The 15301-nt window shown below is 70.5% G+C and carries 13 protein-coding genes; 10 read left to right on the top strand and 3 right to left on the bottom strand.

Translation table 11 applies throughout. The features are described from left to right. Positions 1-3: 3 nt before the first annotated feature. Positions 4-984, bottom strand: a complete 981-nt coding sequence (locus EOD42_RS01245; RefSeq protein ID WP_127785236.1) for a Bug family tripartite tricarboxylate transporter substrate binding protein — start codon at positions 982-984, stop codon at positions 4-6. A 60-nt stretch (positions 985-1044) separates the two neighbouring features. Between EOD42_RS01245 and folP the strand changes: the two genes are divergently transcribed. Genes folP through thiD form a run of 3 tightly spaced genes read left to right on the top strand, consistent with a single transcriptional unit; the run spans position 1045 to position 4240 of the window. Then, complete coding sequence (folP, locus tag EOD42_RS01240; protein ID WP_240654754.1) at positions 1045-2097, top strand: dihydropteroate synthase; 1053 nt, start codon at positions 1045-1047, stop codon at positions 2095-2097. Continuing rightward, complete coding sequence (glmM, locus tag EOD42_RS01235) at positions 2094-3452, top strand: phosphoglucosamine mutase (RefSeq protein WP_164867727.1); 1359 nt, start codon at positions 2094-2096, stop codon at positions 3450-3452. The genes folP and glmM overlap by 4 nt, the downstream gene beginning before the upstream one ends. Next, positions 3449-4240, top strand: coding sequence for a bifunctional hydroxymethylpyrimidine kinase/phosphomethylpyrimidine kinase (gene thiD, locus EOD42_RS01230; protein ID WP_127785234.1), 792 nt, complete (start codon positions 3449-3451; stop codon positions 4238-4240). Before glmM ends, thiD begins: the two co-directional genes overlap by 4 nt. Before the next feature lie 225 nt (positions 4241-4465). Here thiD and EOD42_RS01225 read toward each other — a convergent pair whose 3' ends face one another. Next, entirely contained in the window at positions 4466-5674 is a 1209-nt protein-coding gene (locus EOD42_RS01225; RefSeq protein WP_127785233.1) for an FAD-dependent monooxygenase, read from the bottom strand. A 190-nt stretch (positions 5675-5864) separates the two neighbouring features. Here EOD42_RS01225 and EOD42_RS01220 point away from each other — a divergent pair, with 190 nt between their 5' ends. The 5 genes from EOD42_RS01220 to EOD42_RS01200 all read left to right on the top strand — a co-directional run bounded on the left by EOD42_RS01220 (position 5865) and on the right by EOD42_RS01200 (position 11669). Further along, positions 5865-6203 (top strand): P-II family nitrogen regulator, encoded by a 339-nt coding sequence (locus tag EOD42_RS01220; RefSeq protein WP_127785232.1) that lies wholly within the window; start codon positions 5865-5867, stop codon positions 6201-6203. Positions 6204-6222: 19 nt separating this feature from the next. Next, complete coding sequence (locus EOD42_RS01215; protein ID WP_127785231.1) at positions 6223-7548, top strand: ammonium transporter; 1326 nt, start codon at positions 6223-6225, stop codon at positions 7546-7548. A gap of 238 nt (positions 7549-7786) precedes the next feature. Beyond that, complete coding sequence (locus tag EOD42_RS01210; protein WP_127785230.1) at positions 7787-10246, top strand: DNA translocase FtsK; 2460 nt, start codon at positions 7787-7789, stop codon at positions 10244-10246. A 113-nt stretch (positions 10247-10359) separates the two neighbouring features. Next, entirely contained in the window at positions 10360-11031 is a 672-nt protein-coding gene (locus EOD42_RS01205) for a DUF4412 domain-containing protein (RefSeq protein WP_127785229.1), read from the top strand. Further along, entirely contained in the window at positions 11031-11669 is a 639-nt protein-coding gene (locus EOD42_RS01200; protein ID WP_127785228.1) for a LolA family protein, read from the top strand. Before EOD42_RS01205 ends, EOD42_RS01200 begins: the two co-directional genes overlap by 1 nt. Before the next feature lie 6 nt (positions 11670-11675). On the opposite strand, the gene EOD42_RS01195 is transcribed toward EOD42_RS01200, so the two are convergent. Continuing rightward, on the bottom strand, positions 11676-12659 hold the full coding sequence (locus EOD42_RS01195; RefSeq protein ID WP_127785227.1) for a Bug family tripartite tricarboxylate transporter substrate binding protein: 984 nt from the start codon (positions 12657-12659) through the stop codon (positions 11676-11678). A 122-nt stretch (positions 12660-12781) separates the two neighbouring features. Here EOD42_RS01195 and EOD42_RS01190 point away from each other — a divergent pair, with 122 nt between their 5' ends. Then, the gene (locus EOD42_RS01190) at positions 12782-13876 is read left to right on the top strand and encodes an NAD/NADP-dependent octopine/nopaline dehydrogenase family protein (protein WP_164867726.1); all 1095 of its coding nucleotides are present in this window, start codon (positions 12782-12784) and stop codon (positions 13874-13876) included. Then, positions 13873-15285: an NAD(P)-binding domain-containing protein gene (locus EOD42_RS01185; RefSeq protein WP_127785225.1), complete on the top strand. Its 1413-nt coding sequence runs from the start codon at positions 13873-13875 to the stop codon at positions 15283-15285. The genes EOD42_RS01190 and EOD42_RS01185 overlap by 4 nt, the downstream gene beginning before the upstream one ends. Positions 15286-15301: the final 16 nt, after the last annotated feature.

Genomic DNA, 15301 nt, shown 5'->3' with positions numbered 1-15301 from the left:
GGATCAGTTCTCGATCCGGAAGCCGCTGGCCTCGATCAGCGGGCCCCAGCGGCGCACATCCGCCTGGATGTTGGCGGCGAACTCGGTCGGGCCCAGCGGCAGGGGCGGCATGTCAAGCTGCGTCAGGCGGTGGCTCTGCTCCGGCAGGGCGATGGTGTCCAGCGCGGCACGCGCCTGGTTGGCGATGGTCGAGGCGGCGGTGTGCCCCGGCGCGAACAGCCCGTACCACAGCACGGCCTCACCCATCTGGCGCAGCTGCGGCCCCAGCTCCGCGAAGCTCGGCACATCCGGCAGCAGGGGGGAGCGCGTGTCGCCCGTGATGGCCAGCGCGCGCAGGGAGCCATCCTGCAGCCGGCCCACGATGGTGCCGGTGGTGGGGAAGCCGCTGTCGACCTCGCCCGCCAGCAGGGCGGTCATCAGCGGGGCGCTGCCGCGATAGGGGATGTGCCGCAGCTTGCAGCCCGTCGCCTGGTTGAACAGGTCGCCCAGGAAGTGCGAGGGCGTGCCGGCGGACAGCGAGCCATAGGTCGCGTTCTCGCCCTTCTCACGCGCCCAGGTGATGAAATCGGCCAGGTTCTGCGCCGGGTGATCCCGCTTGACGGTCAGCGCGAAGTTGAAGGCCGTCAGCCGCGCGACGGGCGCCAGGTCCTTGATCGGGTCGAAGGTCATGCGCGGATAGACGAAGGGGAAGAACACCGGCACGACGATGGGGGCCACCATCAGCATCTCGCCGTCGCCCGAGGCATGGGCGAGAGCCTCGGCCGCGACCAGGCCACCGGCGCCGGCGCGATTTTCCACCACCACGGGGCGGCCCAGCCGTTCGGCCATGCCCTCCGCCAGCAGCCGGGCCAGGATGTCCAGGCTGGCGCCGGGCGGGAAGCCCACCAGCAGGCGGATCGGCCGGCCGGACTGCGCATGGGCGCCGAAGGGCGACAAGGCAGGCGCTGCGAGGCCCGCGAGTGCGAGGCGGCGGGAAAGTGTCATGGCGGGCTCTCGTCTCGGTTGTGGCGCCAGCCTAGCGCGGCTTCCCGCCGGGGCGAACCCATGAGGCTTGCACTGATGCGTGCGCTGGGGTTTCTGCGGGGCATGGACATTGCGGAACCCTGGGGCCTGCTGGCCGGCGAGGAAGCCCTGGCGGCCGTGGCGGCGGGCCGGGCCGTGCCGCTGGCGGGCGGGGCACTGGCCTTTTCCCTGGTGCGGCTGGCGGGTGCGGTCATCCCGGCCACGGACCTGCCGCCCGCGCTGCGCGAACGCATGTCGGCCGCCCCGCCGCCCTTCGCCGGGCTGCCCGGCGACCGGCCGCTGATCATGGGCATCCTGAACGTCACGCCTGACAGCTTCTCGGACGGCGGCCTGCACGATGCGCCCCAGTCCGCCATCGCCGCCGCCCGCGCCATGCTGGCCGAGGGCGCGGACCTGATCGACATCGGCGGCGAATCCACCCGCCCCGGTGCCGCGCCGGTCACGCCGGAGCAGGAACTCGCCCGCGTGCTGCCCGTGGTGCGCGCCCTGGCGGGTGAGGCCGTGCTGTCCATCGACACCCGTCACGCCCTGGTCATGGCCGAGTGCCTGGCGGCGGGGGCCCATATCATCAACGACGTCTCGGCCCTGCGGCATGACCCGCAGGCGGTGGGCGTGGTGGCCCGCGCCCAGGCACCCGTCATCATCATGCACATGCCGGGCGACGATCCGCGCACCATGCAGTCCCTGGCGCATTACGAGGACGTGGCGCTGGAGGTGGCGGGCTTCCTGGCCGGGCGCATCGCGGCGCTGGAGGCAGCGGGCATCCCCCGCGCACGCATCATGCTCGACCCCGGCATCGGCTTCGGCAAGACCGCGGCGCATAACCTGGAGCTGACGCGCCGCCTGCCGGTATTGGCCGGGCTGGGCTGCCGGGTGCTCTATGCCGCGTCCCGCAAGACCTTCATCGGCCGCATCGCGGGTGTCGAAACCCCGGCCGACCGCATGCCCGGCAGCCTGGCCGTGGCGCTGGCGGCGCTGGAGCGCGGCGCCACCATGCTGCGCGTGCATGACGTGGCCGAGACACGCCAGGCCGTCGCGCTCTGGCAGGCGATGACGGAGGCGCGTAAACCGTGACCATGACGAGACGACTTTTCGGCACGGACGGCATTCGCGGCACCGCCAACAAGGCGCCCATGGACGCGGCCACCGCCCTGCGGCTGGGCCAGGCGGCCGGTCGCTTCTTCAACCGGGGCAGCTATCGCCACCGTGTCATCATCGGCAAGGACACGCGGCTGTCCGGCTATATGCTGGAACCGGCGCTGACGGCGGGCTTCGTCTCGGCGGGGATGGATGTGGTGCTGGTGGGGCCGCTGCCGACGCCGGCCATCGCGGCCCTGACACGGTCCATGCGCGCCGATCTGGGCGTGATGGTCTCTGCCAGCCACAACCCGTTCGAGGACAACGGCATCAAGCTGTTCGGCCCGGAAGGGCTGAAACTGTCGGATGCCGACGAGATGGCGATCGAGCGCCTGATGGCCGGTGACCTGACCGACGCGCTGGCGACCCCGGGGCGCCTCGGCCGCGCGAGCCGGCTGGAGGATGCCCCCGGCCGCTATATCGAGGCCGCCAAGCAGACCTTCCCCCGCGGCCTGACGCTGGAGGGCATGCGCATCGTCGTCGATTGCGCGCATGGCGCCGGCTACAAGGTGGCGCCCACCGTGCTGTGGGAGCTGGGCGCCGAGGTCGTTCCCATCGGCGTGACGCCGGACGGCTTCAACATCAACAAGGGTTGCGGCAGCACCCATCCGGGGCCGCTGGCGGATCTGGTGCGGGAACGCCGCGCCGATCTCGGCATCGCGCTGGACGGCGACGCCGACCGCCTGGTGCTGGTGGATGAGGAAGGCACCGTCATCGACGGCGACCAGATCCTGGCCCTGATCGCGGAACGCTGGCACGCCGAGGGGCGCCTGCGCGGCGACGGCGTGGTGGCCACCGTCATGTCCAACATGGGCCTGGAGCGCATGCTGGAGGCCAAGGGCCTGACCCTGCACCGCACCGCCGTGGGCGATCGCTATGTCAGCGAGCGCATGCGCGAGATCGGTTGCAACCTCGGCGGCGAGCAGTCGGGCCACATGATCATGTCCGATTTCGGCACCACCGGGGACGGTCTGGTGGCGGCCCTTCAGGTGCTGGCCCTGCTGGTCGAGGAAAAGCGCCCGGCCAGCGAGGCCTGCCGCCGCTTCACCCCCCTGCCGCAGAAGCTGAACAATCTGCGCCACAGCGGCGGCAAGCCCCTGGCCCGGCCCGAGGTGAAGGCCGCCATCGCCGCCGAGGAAGCCGAGCTGAACGGAAAGGGCCGCGTTCTGATCCGCGAATCCGGCACGGAACCCGTGATCCGCGTGATGGTGGAAGCCGAGGAGGAAGCCATGCTGGACCGCACCATGCTGCGCCTGACCGACATCATCCGCGCGGCGGCGAACGCGCCGTGAAGGGCCGCGTCCTCATCGTCGCGGGCAGCGATTCGGGCGGCGGCGCCGGAATCCAGGCCGATATCAAGGCGGTGATGGCCATGGACGCCTATGCCGCCACGGCCATCACGGCCCTGACGGCGCAGAACACGCTGGGCGTGTTCGGCGTTGTGCCGGTTCAACCAGAGTTCATCCGCCAGCAGATGAAACTGGTGCTGGACGACATCGGCGCGGACGCGCTGAAGACCGGCATGTTGCATGATGTGCCGACCATCGAGGCGGTGTGCGCGGAAATTGAGCAGAGCGCGGCCGGCGTGCCCCTGGTGGCCGATCCGGTGATGGTCGCGAAGGGCGGGCACCGCCTGTTGCAGGAGGATGCGGTGGAGGCGCTGAAGCGCCGCCTGCTGCCGCTGGCGACCGTGATCACCCCGAATATCCCCGAGGCCGAGGTGCTGTCCGGCCGGGAGATTCGCGATGAAGCCGACATGCAGGCCGCCGCCGAGGCCATGCTGGAACTGGGTGTTCCCGCCGTGCTGCTGAAGGGTGGTCATATGGAGGGCGAAGTGCTCGTCGACCTGCTCGTGACGCGCGCAGGCACGGAACGCTTCGAATCCAGCCGCATCCGTTCGAGGCACACCCATGGCACCGGCTGCACCATGGCCAGCGCCCTGGCGGCCGGGCTGGCGCAGGGAATGAGCCTGAGTGCCGCGACCGTGCGGGCGCGGGACTATGTGCGGGCAGCGATGCTGGCGGCACCAGGGTATGGCGCTGGGCATGGGCCGTTGAACCATGGGGTGCGGCTGGGGTGAGGCCCCGGGGCGTTGCCCCGGACCCCAGTCAGGGGCGCTGCCCCTGACAACCCCGCCAGGACCGTAGCGGCCCTGGACCCCGGGGAGTTGGTGCAAAATATTGAAAACGTTGATATTTATAATAATATAAGCGACCCGCCTGCGAAGGCCGGGCGCCAAACTCCCATCAGGTCCAGGAGATATTATCTCCTGGTGGGGGTCTCGGGGGCAAAGCCCCTGAGCCTTTTACCCCATCGCCGCCCTGGCAAACGCCTGTTTCAGCGGCCCGATCCGATCCACCGCCGCGATCCCGAGCCGCCTCGCCAGCCTGACCGGCCCGAAACCGTTGCCGAACAGCCGTTCCAGCGCATGTGTGGCCCCCAGCATCGCCACCGTCTTGGGCCGCCGCGCGGCCTGATAGCGCGCCAGCAGGGCTGCGCTGCCAGGGTCATCGCCGGCCTCGACCGCCGCTGCCACCAGCTCCGCCAGGGCCGTCGCGTCGTGGAAGCCCAGGTTCAGCCCCTGGCCCGCGATGGGGTGGATGCCGTGCGCCGCGTCGCCCACCAGCGCCAGGCGTTCGGCCGTATAGCGCGCGGCGTGCAGGGCGCTGAGCGGGTACGACCAGCGCCGGCCGACCACCGCGACCTCACCCAGAGAGCCGTCGATGCGGCGCGCCAGCTCACGCGAAAACGCCGCGTCATCCAGCGCCATCATGCGCTTCGCGACCTCCGTGCGGTCGCTCCAGACGAAGGCGGAGGCATAGGGGAAGGGCGATCCGGGCGGTGCCTCGGCCAGGGGAAGCTGGGCGAAGGGGCCGGCGGGCAGGAACATCTCCAGCGCCTGGTTGCCGTGCGGGTGTTCATGGGCGAAGGCGCCCACCATGCCCAGGCGGCGGTAATCCAGCCGGTCCACGGATATCCCGGCCTCGCGCCGCAGCGGGCTGCCGCGCCCTTCGGCCGCGACCAGCAGGCGGGCCGTGATGTCCTGGCCGGTGGAAAGCCGCAGCCGCACGCCGGCGGGGCCGCGTTCCAGCACCTCGGCGGTGGCGGGGGCGAAGACGGAGAGGCTGTCGAGCATCGGCAGGCGGGCGTTCAGCGCCACCCGCAGGCTGCGCGCCTCCACCATCCAGCCGAAGGCGTCCACGCCGCTCTCATCCGCGCGGAATGTCAGGCCCAGCCTGGAAGGCGGGCGGCCGGGCTCGCCATCGGCCACGCGGATGCTTTCGATGGGGCAGGGGGGCGCGGGCAGGTGTTCCCAGATGCCCGCGGCCTCCAGCACGGGCCGTGACCCGCGTGAGATGGCGTAGCAGCGCCCGTCGAACTCGGGCATTTCCATGGGCGGCAGGGGGGCCGCGTCGATCACGGCGGCGCGCACGCCGCGCGCGGCGAGTGCCGTGGCCAGGGTGGCCCCCACGGGGCCCGCGCCCACCACCGCGACGGAAACTTCGAGCGTCATGCCCGCCTATATGCGCGCGCGGTGGCATCCCTGCCACCCCTGCATGGCCGAGGCAGCCTGCACGCGATTTGTGCACATCTTGTCCAGCCTATTGTTTCTGGCGTGTCACGCCCCCTCCCGCCCGGCGCCTCTGACGTGGCATGCCGCAATGAGCGTCATGCGCGACGCTTACACAGGCAGGAGACAAGGGATGAAGCTGGTTGTGGCCATCATCAAGCCCTTCAAGCTGGATGAGGTCCGCGAGGCCCTCACGCCGCTTGGGGTGCAGGGCCTCACGGTGACCGAGGTGAAGGGTTTCGGGCGCCAGAAGGGGCAGACCGAGATCTATCGCGGTGCCGAATATCAGGTGAGCTTCCTGCCGAAGTTCAAGATCGAGGTCGTCGTGCCCGACGACCTGGTGGATGGCGTGGTCGAGGCGATCTCCACCTCCGCCAAGACGGGCAAGATCGGTGACGGCAAGATCTTCGTCCTGGATGTGGAACGCGCCCTGCGCATCCGCACCGGCGAAGCTGACGCCGCGGCGCTGTGATATCGAGGGGATACGCACCATGAAGCTGTTCACGCGCGCCGCCGTCCTGGCCGCGCCACTTTTCGCCGCGATGCCCGCCATGGCGCAGGACGCCACGGTCAACACCGGCGATACCGCCTGGATGCTCGTCAGCACCGCCCTGGTGCTGATGATGACCATCCCGGGCCTGGCGCTGTTCTATGCGGGCATGGTCCGCAAGAAGAACGTGCTGGCCACGCTGGCGCAGTCCTTCGCCATCACCGCCATCGCCTCCATCGTGTGGGTCGTGGCCGGCTACAGCCTCGCCTTCGGTGAGGGTGGCGCCTGGGTGGGCGACTTCTCCCGCTTCATGCTGGCGGGCCTGGCCGAGGGCTGGGACAAGCCCTTCACCCTGGGCACGGGCGACGCCGCGGTGGCCTTCACCATCCCGGAAAGCGTCTTCCTGACCTTCCAGATGACCTTCGCGATCATCACCCCGGCGCTGATCACCGGTGCCTTCGCCGAGCGCATGAAGTTCTCGGCGCTGGTGATCTTCACCATCCTGTGGTCGCTGATCGTCTACTCCCCGATCTGCCACTGGGTCTGGCATCCGAACGGCTGGATCTTCGGCCTGGGCGCGCTGGACTTCGCGGGCGGCACGGTCGTGCACATCAACGCCGGCGTGGCGGGCCTCGTGGCCGCGATCGTGCTGGGCAAGCGCGTGGGCTACGGGACGGACAACCTCTCCCCGTACAACCTGGCCTTCGCCGTCATCGGCGCCTCCCTGCTGTGGGTGGGCTGGTTCGGCTTCAACGCGGGTTCCGCCGGTGGTGCCGGCGCGCGTGCGGGCATGGCCTTCCTGGTGACGCACCTGGCCGCCGCCGTGGCCACCATGGCCTGGCTGCTGGCCGAGTGGATGACCAAGGGCAAGCCCTCCGTGCTCGGCGCCATCTCGGGCGCCGTGGCCGGCCTCGTGGCCATCACGCCTGCCGCCGGCTTCGTGCTGCCGGGTTCCGCGATCATCATCGGCCTGCTGGCCGGCCTCGCGGGCTTCTGGGGCGCGACCGCGCTGAAGCATGCCCTGGGCTATGACGACAGCCTGGACGCCTTCGGCGTGCACGGCATCTGCGGCATCGTCGGCGCGCTGCTGACCGGCCTGTTGGCCTATGGCCCGCTGTCCGCCACCACGGCGCTGCCGGAAGGCACGAGCGGTTCCTTCGATCAGTTCCTGATCCAGGTCTACGCCGTGGCCGCGACGCTGGTGTACACCGCCATCGTCACCTTCATCCTGCTGAAGATCGTGGACGTGATCGTCGGCCTGCGCGTCTCCGAGGAAGAGGAGCGCGAGGGCCTGGACGTGACGCAGCACGGCGAGCGTCTGGGCTGAGCATCGCTGCAGCTTGAGAAAGGGGGGCCGGGGCGAAAGCTCCGGCCCTTTTTGTTGGGCTTCCCCCGACGCGGCCCGACGCGCTATTCTGGACATCCCCCCGACAGTGCAACCCGATCCCTGGCATGTGATCTGTTCGCCCCCGCTCACAGATCCCACGCCAAGCTTTTGATTGATCGCGTGATTCACGCCTGCGGTGCTCCGCACCTACGGCGATCACGCTCAAGGACCGGAACCGATGGCTCGTGCCGAGATTGCTGATGACAACGGGGGCAGCCGCTTCGCCTCGCCGGCCGTAAAGGCCGCGCTGGCGCGCAGCGGGGCGCATGTGATGGCGCTTCTGGCGGGTTTCGCCGGTTTCGCGCTGCTGCTGGCGCTGGTCACGCATCACGCGGCAGACCCCTCGGGCTCCACCGCCACCTCCCTGCCGGTGCGCAACCTGGCGGGGCCGCTGGGCGCCACCGTCAGTGACCTGCTGCTGCAGGGGGTGGGCTTCGCGGCCTATATGCCGGCCGTGGCGCTGATGGCCTGGGCCTGGCGGCTGGCCATGGGGCGCGGCATTTCCCTGTTCCCGGCGCGGCTGGCGGCCGTGCTGCTCGGCATGCCGGTCCTCGCGGCGGGCTTCTCGTCCATTTCCTCCAGCGTGGAGGTGCCGGTGCAGGCCGGGGCCGGCGGGGCGCTCGGCCCGCTGGTGGCCGCGGGCATCACCGGCTGGCTGCAGGCCATACTGGGGCCGCTGGGCGCCGTGATCGGCCATGGCCTGCTGGCCATCCTGTGCGTGCTGGTATTGCTGGCGGCACTGGCCTTCGCCCCGCATGAATACCGCCGCGCCGCCGCCATCACCGGCGATGCGGCCGCCACCGTGGCCCGCGCGGGCGCCGCCCGCCGCCACCTGGTCACCCGCGTGCTGCTGGGCACCGGCCGCGCGGTGCTGTGGCTGTTCGGCTTCGGCCGCCGCCGCAAGGTCGAGGCCGGCGCCGATCTGCGCGGCCTGCTGCAGGCCGCCGATGCCGCGGCCGACACCCACCACGCCCCGCGCGACCATTGGCGCGAGGAACCCTCCGCCCCCGCCACCCCCGCGCCCTTCGAGGCCGCCGAGGCACCCGCCCCCGCCCGCCCCAGCGTCGGCCCCGCCCGCAAGCCCGCCGGCAAGCCGGTGCAGCCCATCCTGCCGCTGGAGCCCGGCCGCAGCCTGGTGCCGCCCATGGAACTGCTGCGCGAGGCGCCGCCGCGCGGCGACTACAACGGCGACACCGCCGCCCTGCAGGCCAATGCCCGCCGGCTGGAGACGGTGCTCTCCGACTTCGGCGTGAACGGCACGATCGTCGACATCCGCCCCGGCCCCGTCGTCACGCTGTATGAGCTGGAGCCCGCGCCGGGCACCAAGGCGTCCCGCGTCATCGGCCTCGCGGACGATATCGCGCGCAACATGTCCGTCACCGCCGTGCGCATCGCCACCGTGCCGGGCCGCACCGTGATGGGCATCGAGATGCCGAACGCGAAGCGCGAGACGGTCTATTTCTCCGAGATGCTGAACAGCGAGGAATGGACGCGCACCAACGCCCGCCTGCCCATGGCGCTCGGCAAGGACATCGGCGGCACGCCGGTGCTGGCCGACCTCGCGCGGATGCCCCACCTGCTGATCGCGGGCACCACCGGCTCGGGCAAGTCGGTCGGCATCAACACCATGATCCTGTCGCTCCTCTACCGTTTCGGGCCGGAGGAATGCCGCTTCATCATGATCGACCCCAAGATGCTGGAACTGTCGGTCTATGACCGCATCCCGCACCTGCTGGCGCCCGTGGTGACCGAGCCGCCCAAGGCGATCGGCGCCCTGAAATGGACGGTGCGGGAGATGGAGCGCCGCTACCGCGCCATGTCCAGCATCGGCGTGCGCAACATCGGCGGCTACAACGAGCGCGTGAACGCGGCCCGTGGCCGTGGCGAGGTGCTGACCCGCAAGGTGCAGACCGGCTTCGACCCCGAGACCGGCAAGCCGGTGTTCGAGGAACAGTCGCTCGCCCTGGAACCCCTGCCCATGATCGTGGTCGTCATCGACGAGATGGCGGACCTGATGATCGTGGCCGGCAAGGAGATCGAGGCCGCAGTGCAGCGCCTGGCGCAGATGGCGCGCGCCGCCGGCATCCACGTCATCATGGCGACCCAGCGCCCGTCGGTGGACGTCATCACCGGCACCATCAAGGCGAACTTCCCGTCGCGCATCAGCTTCATGGTGACCAGCAAGATCGACAGCCGCACCATCCTGGGCGAGCAGGGCGCCGAGCAGCTGCTGGGCCAGGGCGACCTGCTGTTCATGGAAGGCGGCGGGCGTATCAAGCGCGTGCACGGCCCCTTCGTGAGCGACGAGGAAGTCCAGCGCGTGGCCGACTGGCTGCGTGAGCAGGCCGAGCCGAACTATGTGGATGAGGTGACGGAGGCCGCCGAGGACGACGAGGGCGGCTTCGGCGGGTCGGGCGGTATCAATTCCGCCTCGGACGGTGACAAATCATTGTTCGACCGCGCCGTGGACATGGTGGCGCGCGAGGGCAAATGCTCCGTCAGCCTGGTCCAGCGGCACCTGTCCATCGGCTACAACAAGGCCGCGAAGCTGGTGGAACAGATGGAAAAGGAGGGCATCGTCGGGCCCGCCAACCATGTCGGAAAGCGCGAGATTCTCGTCCGCCGTTCGGACGATTGAGGCGTTGATGCCCCGGTGGCACCTTCTTGCCGCCGGGATCCGCCCCCATATGCCGGGCGGAGCCAACGCCAGATCCCAGGTGAAGCCGATGCCTGGAAAAAGGAGTATAAACCATGCGCAAAGCCGCACTTATCCTGCCGCTGATGATGGCTGCCGCACCCGCCATGGCCCAGGATCGTCCCGCCTCCATGTTCCCGACGCGTGACGTGACGATCACCTATCGCATCAACAGCGACGGGCCGGTCAGCCAGACGACCATGGCGTTCCAGTCCTCGACGCGCAGCATGCGCATGGATATGGGCCAGCAGGGCTATCTGGTGGCTGACCAGCGCGCCGGCAGCGGCTTCATGGTGATGCCGCAGCAGCGCATGATCATGGACATGCCCACGAGCCAGAACCCCGCCGCCCGCATCGGGCGCGAAAGCGCGACCGCGCGCTTCACGCGTGAGGGCAGCGACCGCGTGGCGAACACCCCCTGCACGAACTGGCGCATCGAGGACCAGGGCCAGTCCGCGCGCGCCTGCATCAGCAATGACGGCCTGACGCTGCGCGTGGCCAACACCCAGGGCCAGGTGATCATGGAGGCGACCCAGGTGGATTATGCCGCCATCGATGCCAGCCGCTTCGCCCGGCCGCAGGGCTTCCAGACCATGCAGCTGCCCCCCGGCATGGCCGAGATGATGGCCCGCCAGGGCGCCCAAGGGGGTGCCCCCGGTGGCGCACCTGGGGGCCAGCCCTTCCCGCAGCGCGGCACCGCCCTGCCGCCCCCGGGTGTGACCCGCTGATGAACCGCCGTGCCCTGATCGCGCTGCCCGCCTTGGCCTTGCCGAAGCTGGCGCTGGCCCAGGCGGGCCGCCCCGCAGCCCGCGGCCGGGTGGACCCCGCCGTGGTGCAGCGGGTGGAGGCCTATTTCAACGGCCTGACCACCCTGCGCGCCCGCTTCACCCAGGTGGCGGAAAACGGCGCCACGGCCCAGGGCACGGCACTCATCTGGCGCCCCTCGCGCATGCGCTTCGACTATGACCCGCCGGAGCCCACCCTGCTGGTCGCGGCGGACAACCAGTTCTTCCACTATGACCGCGCGCTGCGGGAACCCACGGTGGTGCCCGTCAACTCCACGCCGCTGGGCGTGCTGCTGCGCAACCCGCTGCGGCTGTCGGGCGACGTGACCGTGACGGAGACCGAGCGCGGCGGCGGGCTGATGCGCGTGACGGTGCGCCGCACCTCGGCGCCGGAGGAAGGCAGCATCACCCTGATCCTGGACGATGACCCGCCGGCCCTGCGGCAATGGGCCGTGCTGGACGCCCAGGGCCGCACCACCCGCGTCACGCTGCACAATGTCGAGCTCGGCGTGCGGCTCGATCCCTTCCAGTTCCAGTTCAACAACCCCCGCTTCCGCGAGGAGCTGGAACAGGCGCGCTGAGCGCCGTCAGTTCATGCTGGCGCCGGAGGCCCGGACCAGCTCTCCGTGGCGCCTGATCTCGGCGGTCAGGAACTCCGTCAGGCGCTGCGGCGGGCCGCCGAGGATATCCAGCCCCTGTGCCGCCAGCCGGGTCTTGGCGTCCTCATCGGCCAGGATCTCGTTCACCAGCCGGTTCATCGCGGCCACGATCGGCTGCGGCGTGCCGCGCGGGAACATCAGGCAGAACCAGGTGCCGAATTCGAGCCCGGGCATGCCCAGCTCGGCGGCGGTCGGCACATCGGGCAGGGCAGGGGCGCGGCGGTCGCTCAGCACCGCGATGGGCGTCAGCATGCCGGCCCTCACTTGGTTCTGCACCCCAGTCACCAGGTTGAACATGGCCTGGATGCGCCCCGCGATCAGGTCGTTGATGCCCTGGGCCACGGCGTTGTAGGGCACATGCACCATGTCGGTGTGGGTGGCCTGGCGGTACATCTCTCCCGCCAGGTGCATTGAGCTGCCATTGCCCGACGACCCGAAGGAGATCTGGCCGGGATGGGCACGGGCATAGGCGGTGAAGCCCGCCAGGTCCCGCACGCCCATGCCGTTGGTCACCACCAGGATGTTGGGCACGTTGCCGATCAGGATGCAGGGCTCGAAGTCCCGCAGCGGGTCGAAGGGCAGGTCCCGGTACATGGCCGGGTTGGTGGCCAGCGTGCCGGCCCAGCCATACAGCATGGTGTAGCCGTCCGGCGCGGCCCGCGCGGCCAGCGCGGCGCCGACATTGCCGTTGGCACCCACCCGGTTGTCCACCAGCGTGCGCTGGGGCAGGCGCTTGTCCAGCTCCTGCGCCAGGATGCGGGCGATGGTGTCGGCCGTGCCGCCGCCGCCGGCCGCCGGCACGATCATGCGCAGGGAATGGTCGGGCCAGCCCGCGGGCAGCCCTTGCGCCATGGCCGCCGCCGGCGTGGCGAGGACGGTCGAAAGCAGCACGCGGCGGGTGGTCTCGGCCATGGCAAGCTCCTGATGCGGCGCCATTCTGTCGTGCCCGCCGCATGGAGGGAAAGACATTCCGCACGGCTGGACAGGGCGCACGGCGGTGCCGATGCTCATGCCGCGAGCAGAAGGGATGCGCGATGCGGCTGGCGGTGCTGGGGGCAGGGGCGGTGGGCCCGGGTATCGCGGCGCTGGCGGCCTCTCGCGGGCATGAGGTGGCGATCTGGTCGCCCTCCGGCGCCGGAACCGCCGGGCTGGGCGACAGCATCGAGGCCGAGGGGCTGCTGGCCGGCCGCTTTCCGCTACGCGTCGCGCGCGACCTGCCCGATGCGCTGGGCGATGCGGAGGCCGCGGTGCTGGCCGTGCCGGCCTATGCCTTTCCTGCCCTGCTGCCGCGCATCGCGGCGGCGCTGCCGGCCCATGTGCCTTTGCTGATCTCGCCCGCGTCGTCGCTCGCGCCGCTGGCCTTCGAGGCGCTGATGGCGGGCCACGGCCACCGCGCGCCGGTGGGCTGCCTCGGCACCACGCCCATCGGCGGCCGCCGCACCGCGCCGGACCGCGTGCGCGTGGCCATGATCCGCAGCGCGCTGGACATCGCGGCCATCCCGGCGGACCGCGCGCCCGAGATGGCTGCGCTGGCCGAAACCCTGTTCGGCAACCGCTATATCCCGGTGCGGGACGCGCTGGCCGTGGCGCTGGTCGGCTCCAACCCCATCATCCATGGCGTGCTGGCCCTGACCAACCTGACGCGCATCGAGAAGCGCGAGGCCTGGCCGCAATATGAGATGATGACCGAGGCCGCCTGCCGCATGATGACGGCCATGGATGCCGAACGCGCGGCGCTCGCCGCCAGCTTCGGGCTGGAGGTGCCGAGCCTGCCCACCCTGCTGCACCGGGCGAACGGCGTGCCGCTGGGCCCGATGCATGAGATGGCGGCCGCCATCGCCGCCGGGCGCGGCGCGGTCTATGGCCCCACCGACCTCGGCAACCGCTACGTGACGGAGGACGTGCCCTATGGCCTCGTTTTCTATCTGCGGCTGGCGGCTGCCCAGGGCGTGGCCATGCCCGTCACGGCGGCCTGCGCCACGGCGCTGGCGGCGGCCTCGGGCGGGGCGCTGGATGTGAACCCGCTGCTGGACGGGCTGGATCTGTCTGCCCTGGATCAACAGTTACGTCATGGAATCGGGCGCGTGGACAAGCCGGCCCCGAAGGGTGGATATTGCAACGCACCATGAACCATAGCCCGCCCCTCGGTCTCGCCGCCCTCGAACAGGCGGTCCGGCGCGACCTTGAGATGCTGAACCTGCCGGCCAAGGACTGGGTGCCGCGCCGGCCGGGCGTGCGCGACGTGGTGGTGGTGGGCGCCGGCATGAACGGCATCGCCGCCGCCGGCGCGCTGAAGCTGAAGGGCATCCGCAACATCGAGGTGCTGGAGGCCGCCGCCGCGGGCCAGGAAGGCCCCTGGGTGACCTATGCGCGGATGGAGACGCTGCGCAGCCCGAAGAACCTCACGGGCCCCTGTTTCGGCATCCCGAGCCTGACCTATCGCGCCTGGCATGAGGCGAGCTTCGGCCTGGATGCCTGGAACGCGCTGTACAAGATCCCGAACCAGGACTGGCAGGACTATCTCGGCTGGCTGCAGCGCATGCTGCGCCTGCCCATCCGCCACGGCGTGACCATGAAGTCCATCCAGCCGGCCGACGGGCTGCTGCGCGTGGTCACCGACAGCGGGGAGCCCATCCTGGCCCGCCGCGTTGTGCTGGCCACCGGGCGCGGCGCGGTGGGCGGCATGTTCTGGCCCGGCTTCGTGCCGGAGGAGATGCGCCCCCACCTCGCGGCCCACACCAACGACATGATCGATTTCGCCGCGCTGCGCGGGAAGTCGCTGGCGGTGATCGGCGCGGGGCCATCGGCGCTCGACAACGCGGCGGTGGCGATGATCAACGGCGCGGCCAGCGCGGATGTCTATGTCCGCCGAAAGGTGCTGCCGCAGATCAACAAGGGGCGCGGCACCGGCAGCGCCTATCACCATGGCTGGGGTGAACTGCCGGACGAGGACCGCTGGCAGGTCATGACCTATATCCAGGACCTGCAGGCCCCACCCCCGCATGAGACGGTGCACCGGGTGATGCGCCTGGGCGTGAACATCCACCTGGACATGCCCACCGCCTCTGTCCGGCGTGAGGGCGACAAGGTCGTAATGCGCTTCGCCGACGGCAGCGAGCGCGTGCATGACTTCCTGATCGTCGGCACCGGCTTCCTGGTCGATATGGACCGGGTGCCGGAATTGTCAGCCTTCGCCCCGCATATCGCCCGCTGGGCCGACCGCTATGTGCCGCCGCCCGAGCTGGTGCGACATGACCTGGCGGCCTTTCCCTATCTGGGGGCGGGGTTCGAGCTGCTGCCGCGCGACCTGGGCGCGCCGCCTGAACTCAAGCAGATCCATCTGCTGAACTACGGCGCCCATACCAGCTTCGGCGGCATCGCCAGCGACATCCCGGCCGTGGCCATCGCGGGGGAGCGCGTGGCGCTGGCCATCCTGCGCGGCCTGTTCCGCGAGGATTTTGCGAAGCTGCGCGAGGAGTTGGAGGCCTTCGACGAGCCGGAGCTGGAAAGCACGCCCTTCTTCGTGCCGAGAAGCTGACCGTCATGTCGCACCG

This window comes from Rhodovarius crocodyli (genome assembly GCF_004005855.1).
Lineage (GTDB): Bacteria > Pseudomonadota > Alphaproteobacteria > Acetobacterales > Acetobacteraceae > Rhodovarius > Rhodovarius crocodyli.
Note: the sequence above shows the minus strand (reverse complement) of the source record. Positions and strands in the feature narration are given on the sequence as shown.

Bases quoted from the DNA above. Each gene is read 5' to 3' on its own strand.
- EOD42_RS01245 (WP_127785236.1), bottom strand. From the start codon at position 984: ATGACACTTTCCCGCCGCCTCGCACTCGCGGGCCTCGCAGCGCCTGCC.
- folP (WP_240654754.1), top strand. From the start codon at position 1,045: ATGAGGCTTGCACTGATGCGTGCGCTGGGGTTTCTGCGGGGCATGGAC.
- EOD42_RS01225 (WP_127785233.1), bottom strand. From the start codon at position 5,674: ATGACGCTCGAAGTTTCCGTCGCGGTGGTGGGCGCGGGCCCCGTGGGG.
- EOD42_RS01220 (WP_127785232.1), top strand. From the start codon at position 5,865: ATGAAGCTGGTTGTGGCCATCATCAAGCCCTTCAAGCTGGATGAGGTC.
- EOD42_RS01215 (WP_127785231.1), top strand. From the start codon at position 6,223: ATGAAGCTGTTCACGCGCGCCGCCGTCCTGGCCGCGCCACTTTTCGCC.
- EOD42_RS01210 (WP_127785230.1), top strand. From the start codon at position 7,787: ATGGCTCGTGCCGAGATTGCTGATGACAACGGGGGCAGCCGCTTCGCC.
- EOD42_RS01205 (WP_127785229.1), top strand. From the start codon at position 10,360: ATGCGCAAAGCCGCACTTATCCTGCCGCTGATGATGGCTGCCGCACCC.
- EOD42_RS01200 (WP_127785228.1), top strand. From the start codon at position 11,031: ATGAACCGCCGTGCCCTGATCGCGCTGCCCGCCTTGGCCTTGCCGAAG.
- EOD42_RS01195 (WP_127785227.1), bottom strand. From the start codon at position 12,659: ATGGCCGAGACCACCCGCCGCGTGCTGCTTTCGACCGTCCTCGCCACG.
- EOD42_RS01190 (WP_164867726.1), top strand. From the start codon at position 12,782: ATGCGGCTGGCGGTGCTGGGGGCAGGGGCGGTGGGCCCGGGTATCGCG.
- EOD42_RS01185 (WP_127785225.1), top strand. From the start codon at position 13,873: ATGAACCATAGCCCGCCCCTCGGTCTCGCCGCCCTCGAACAGGCGGTC.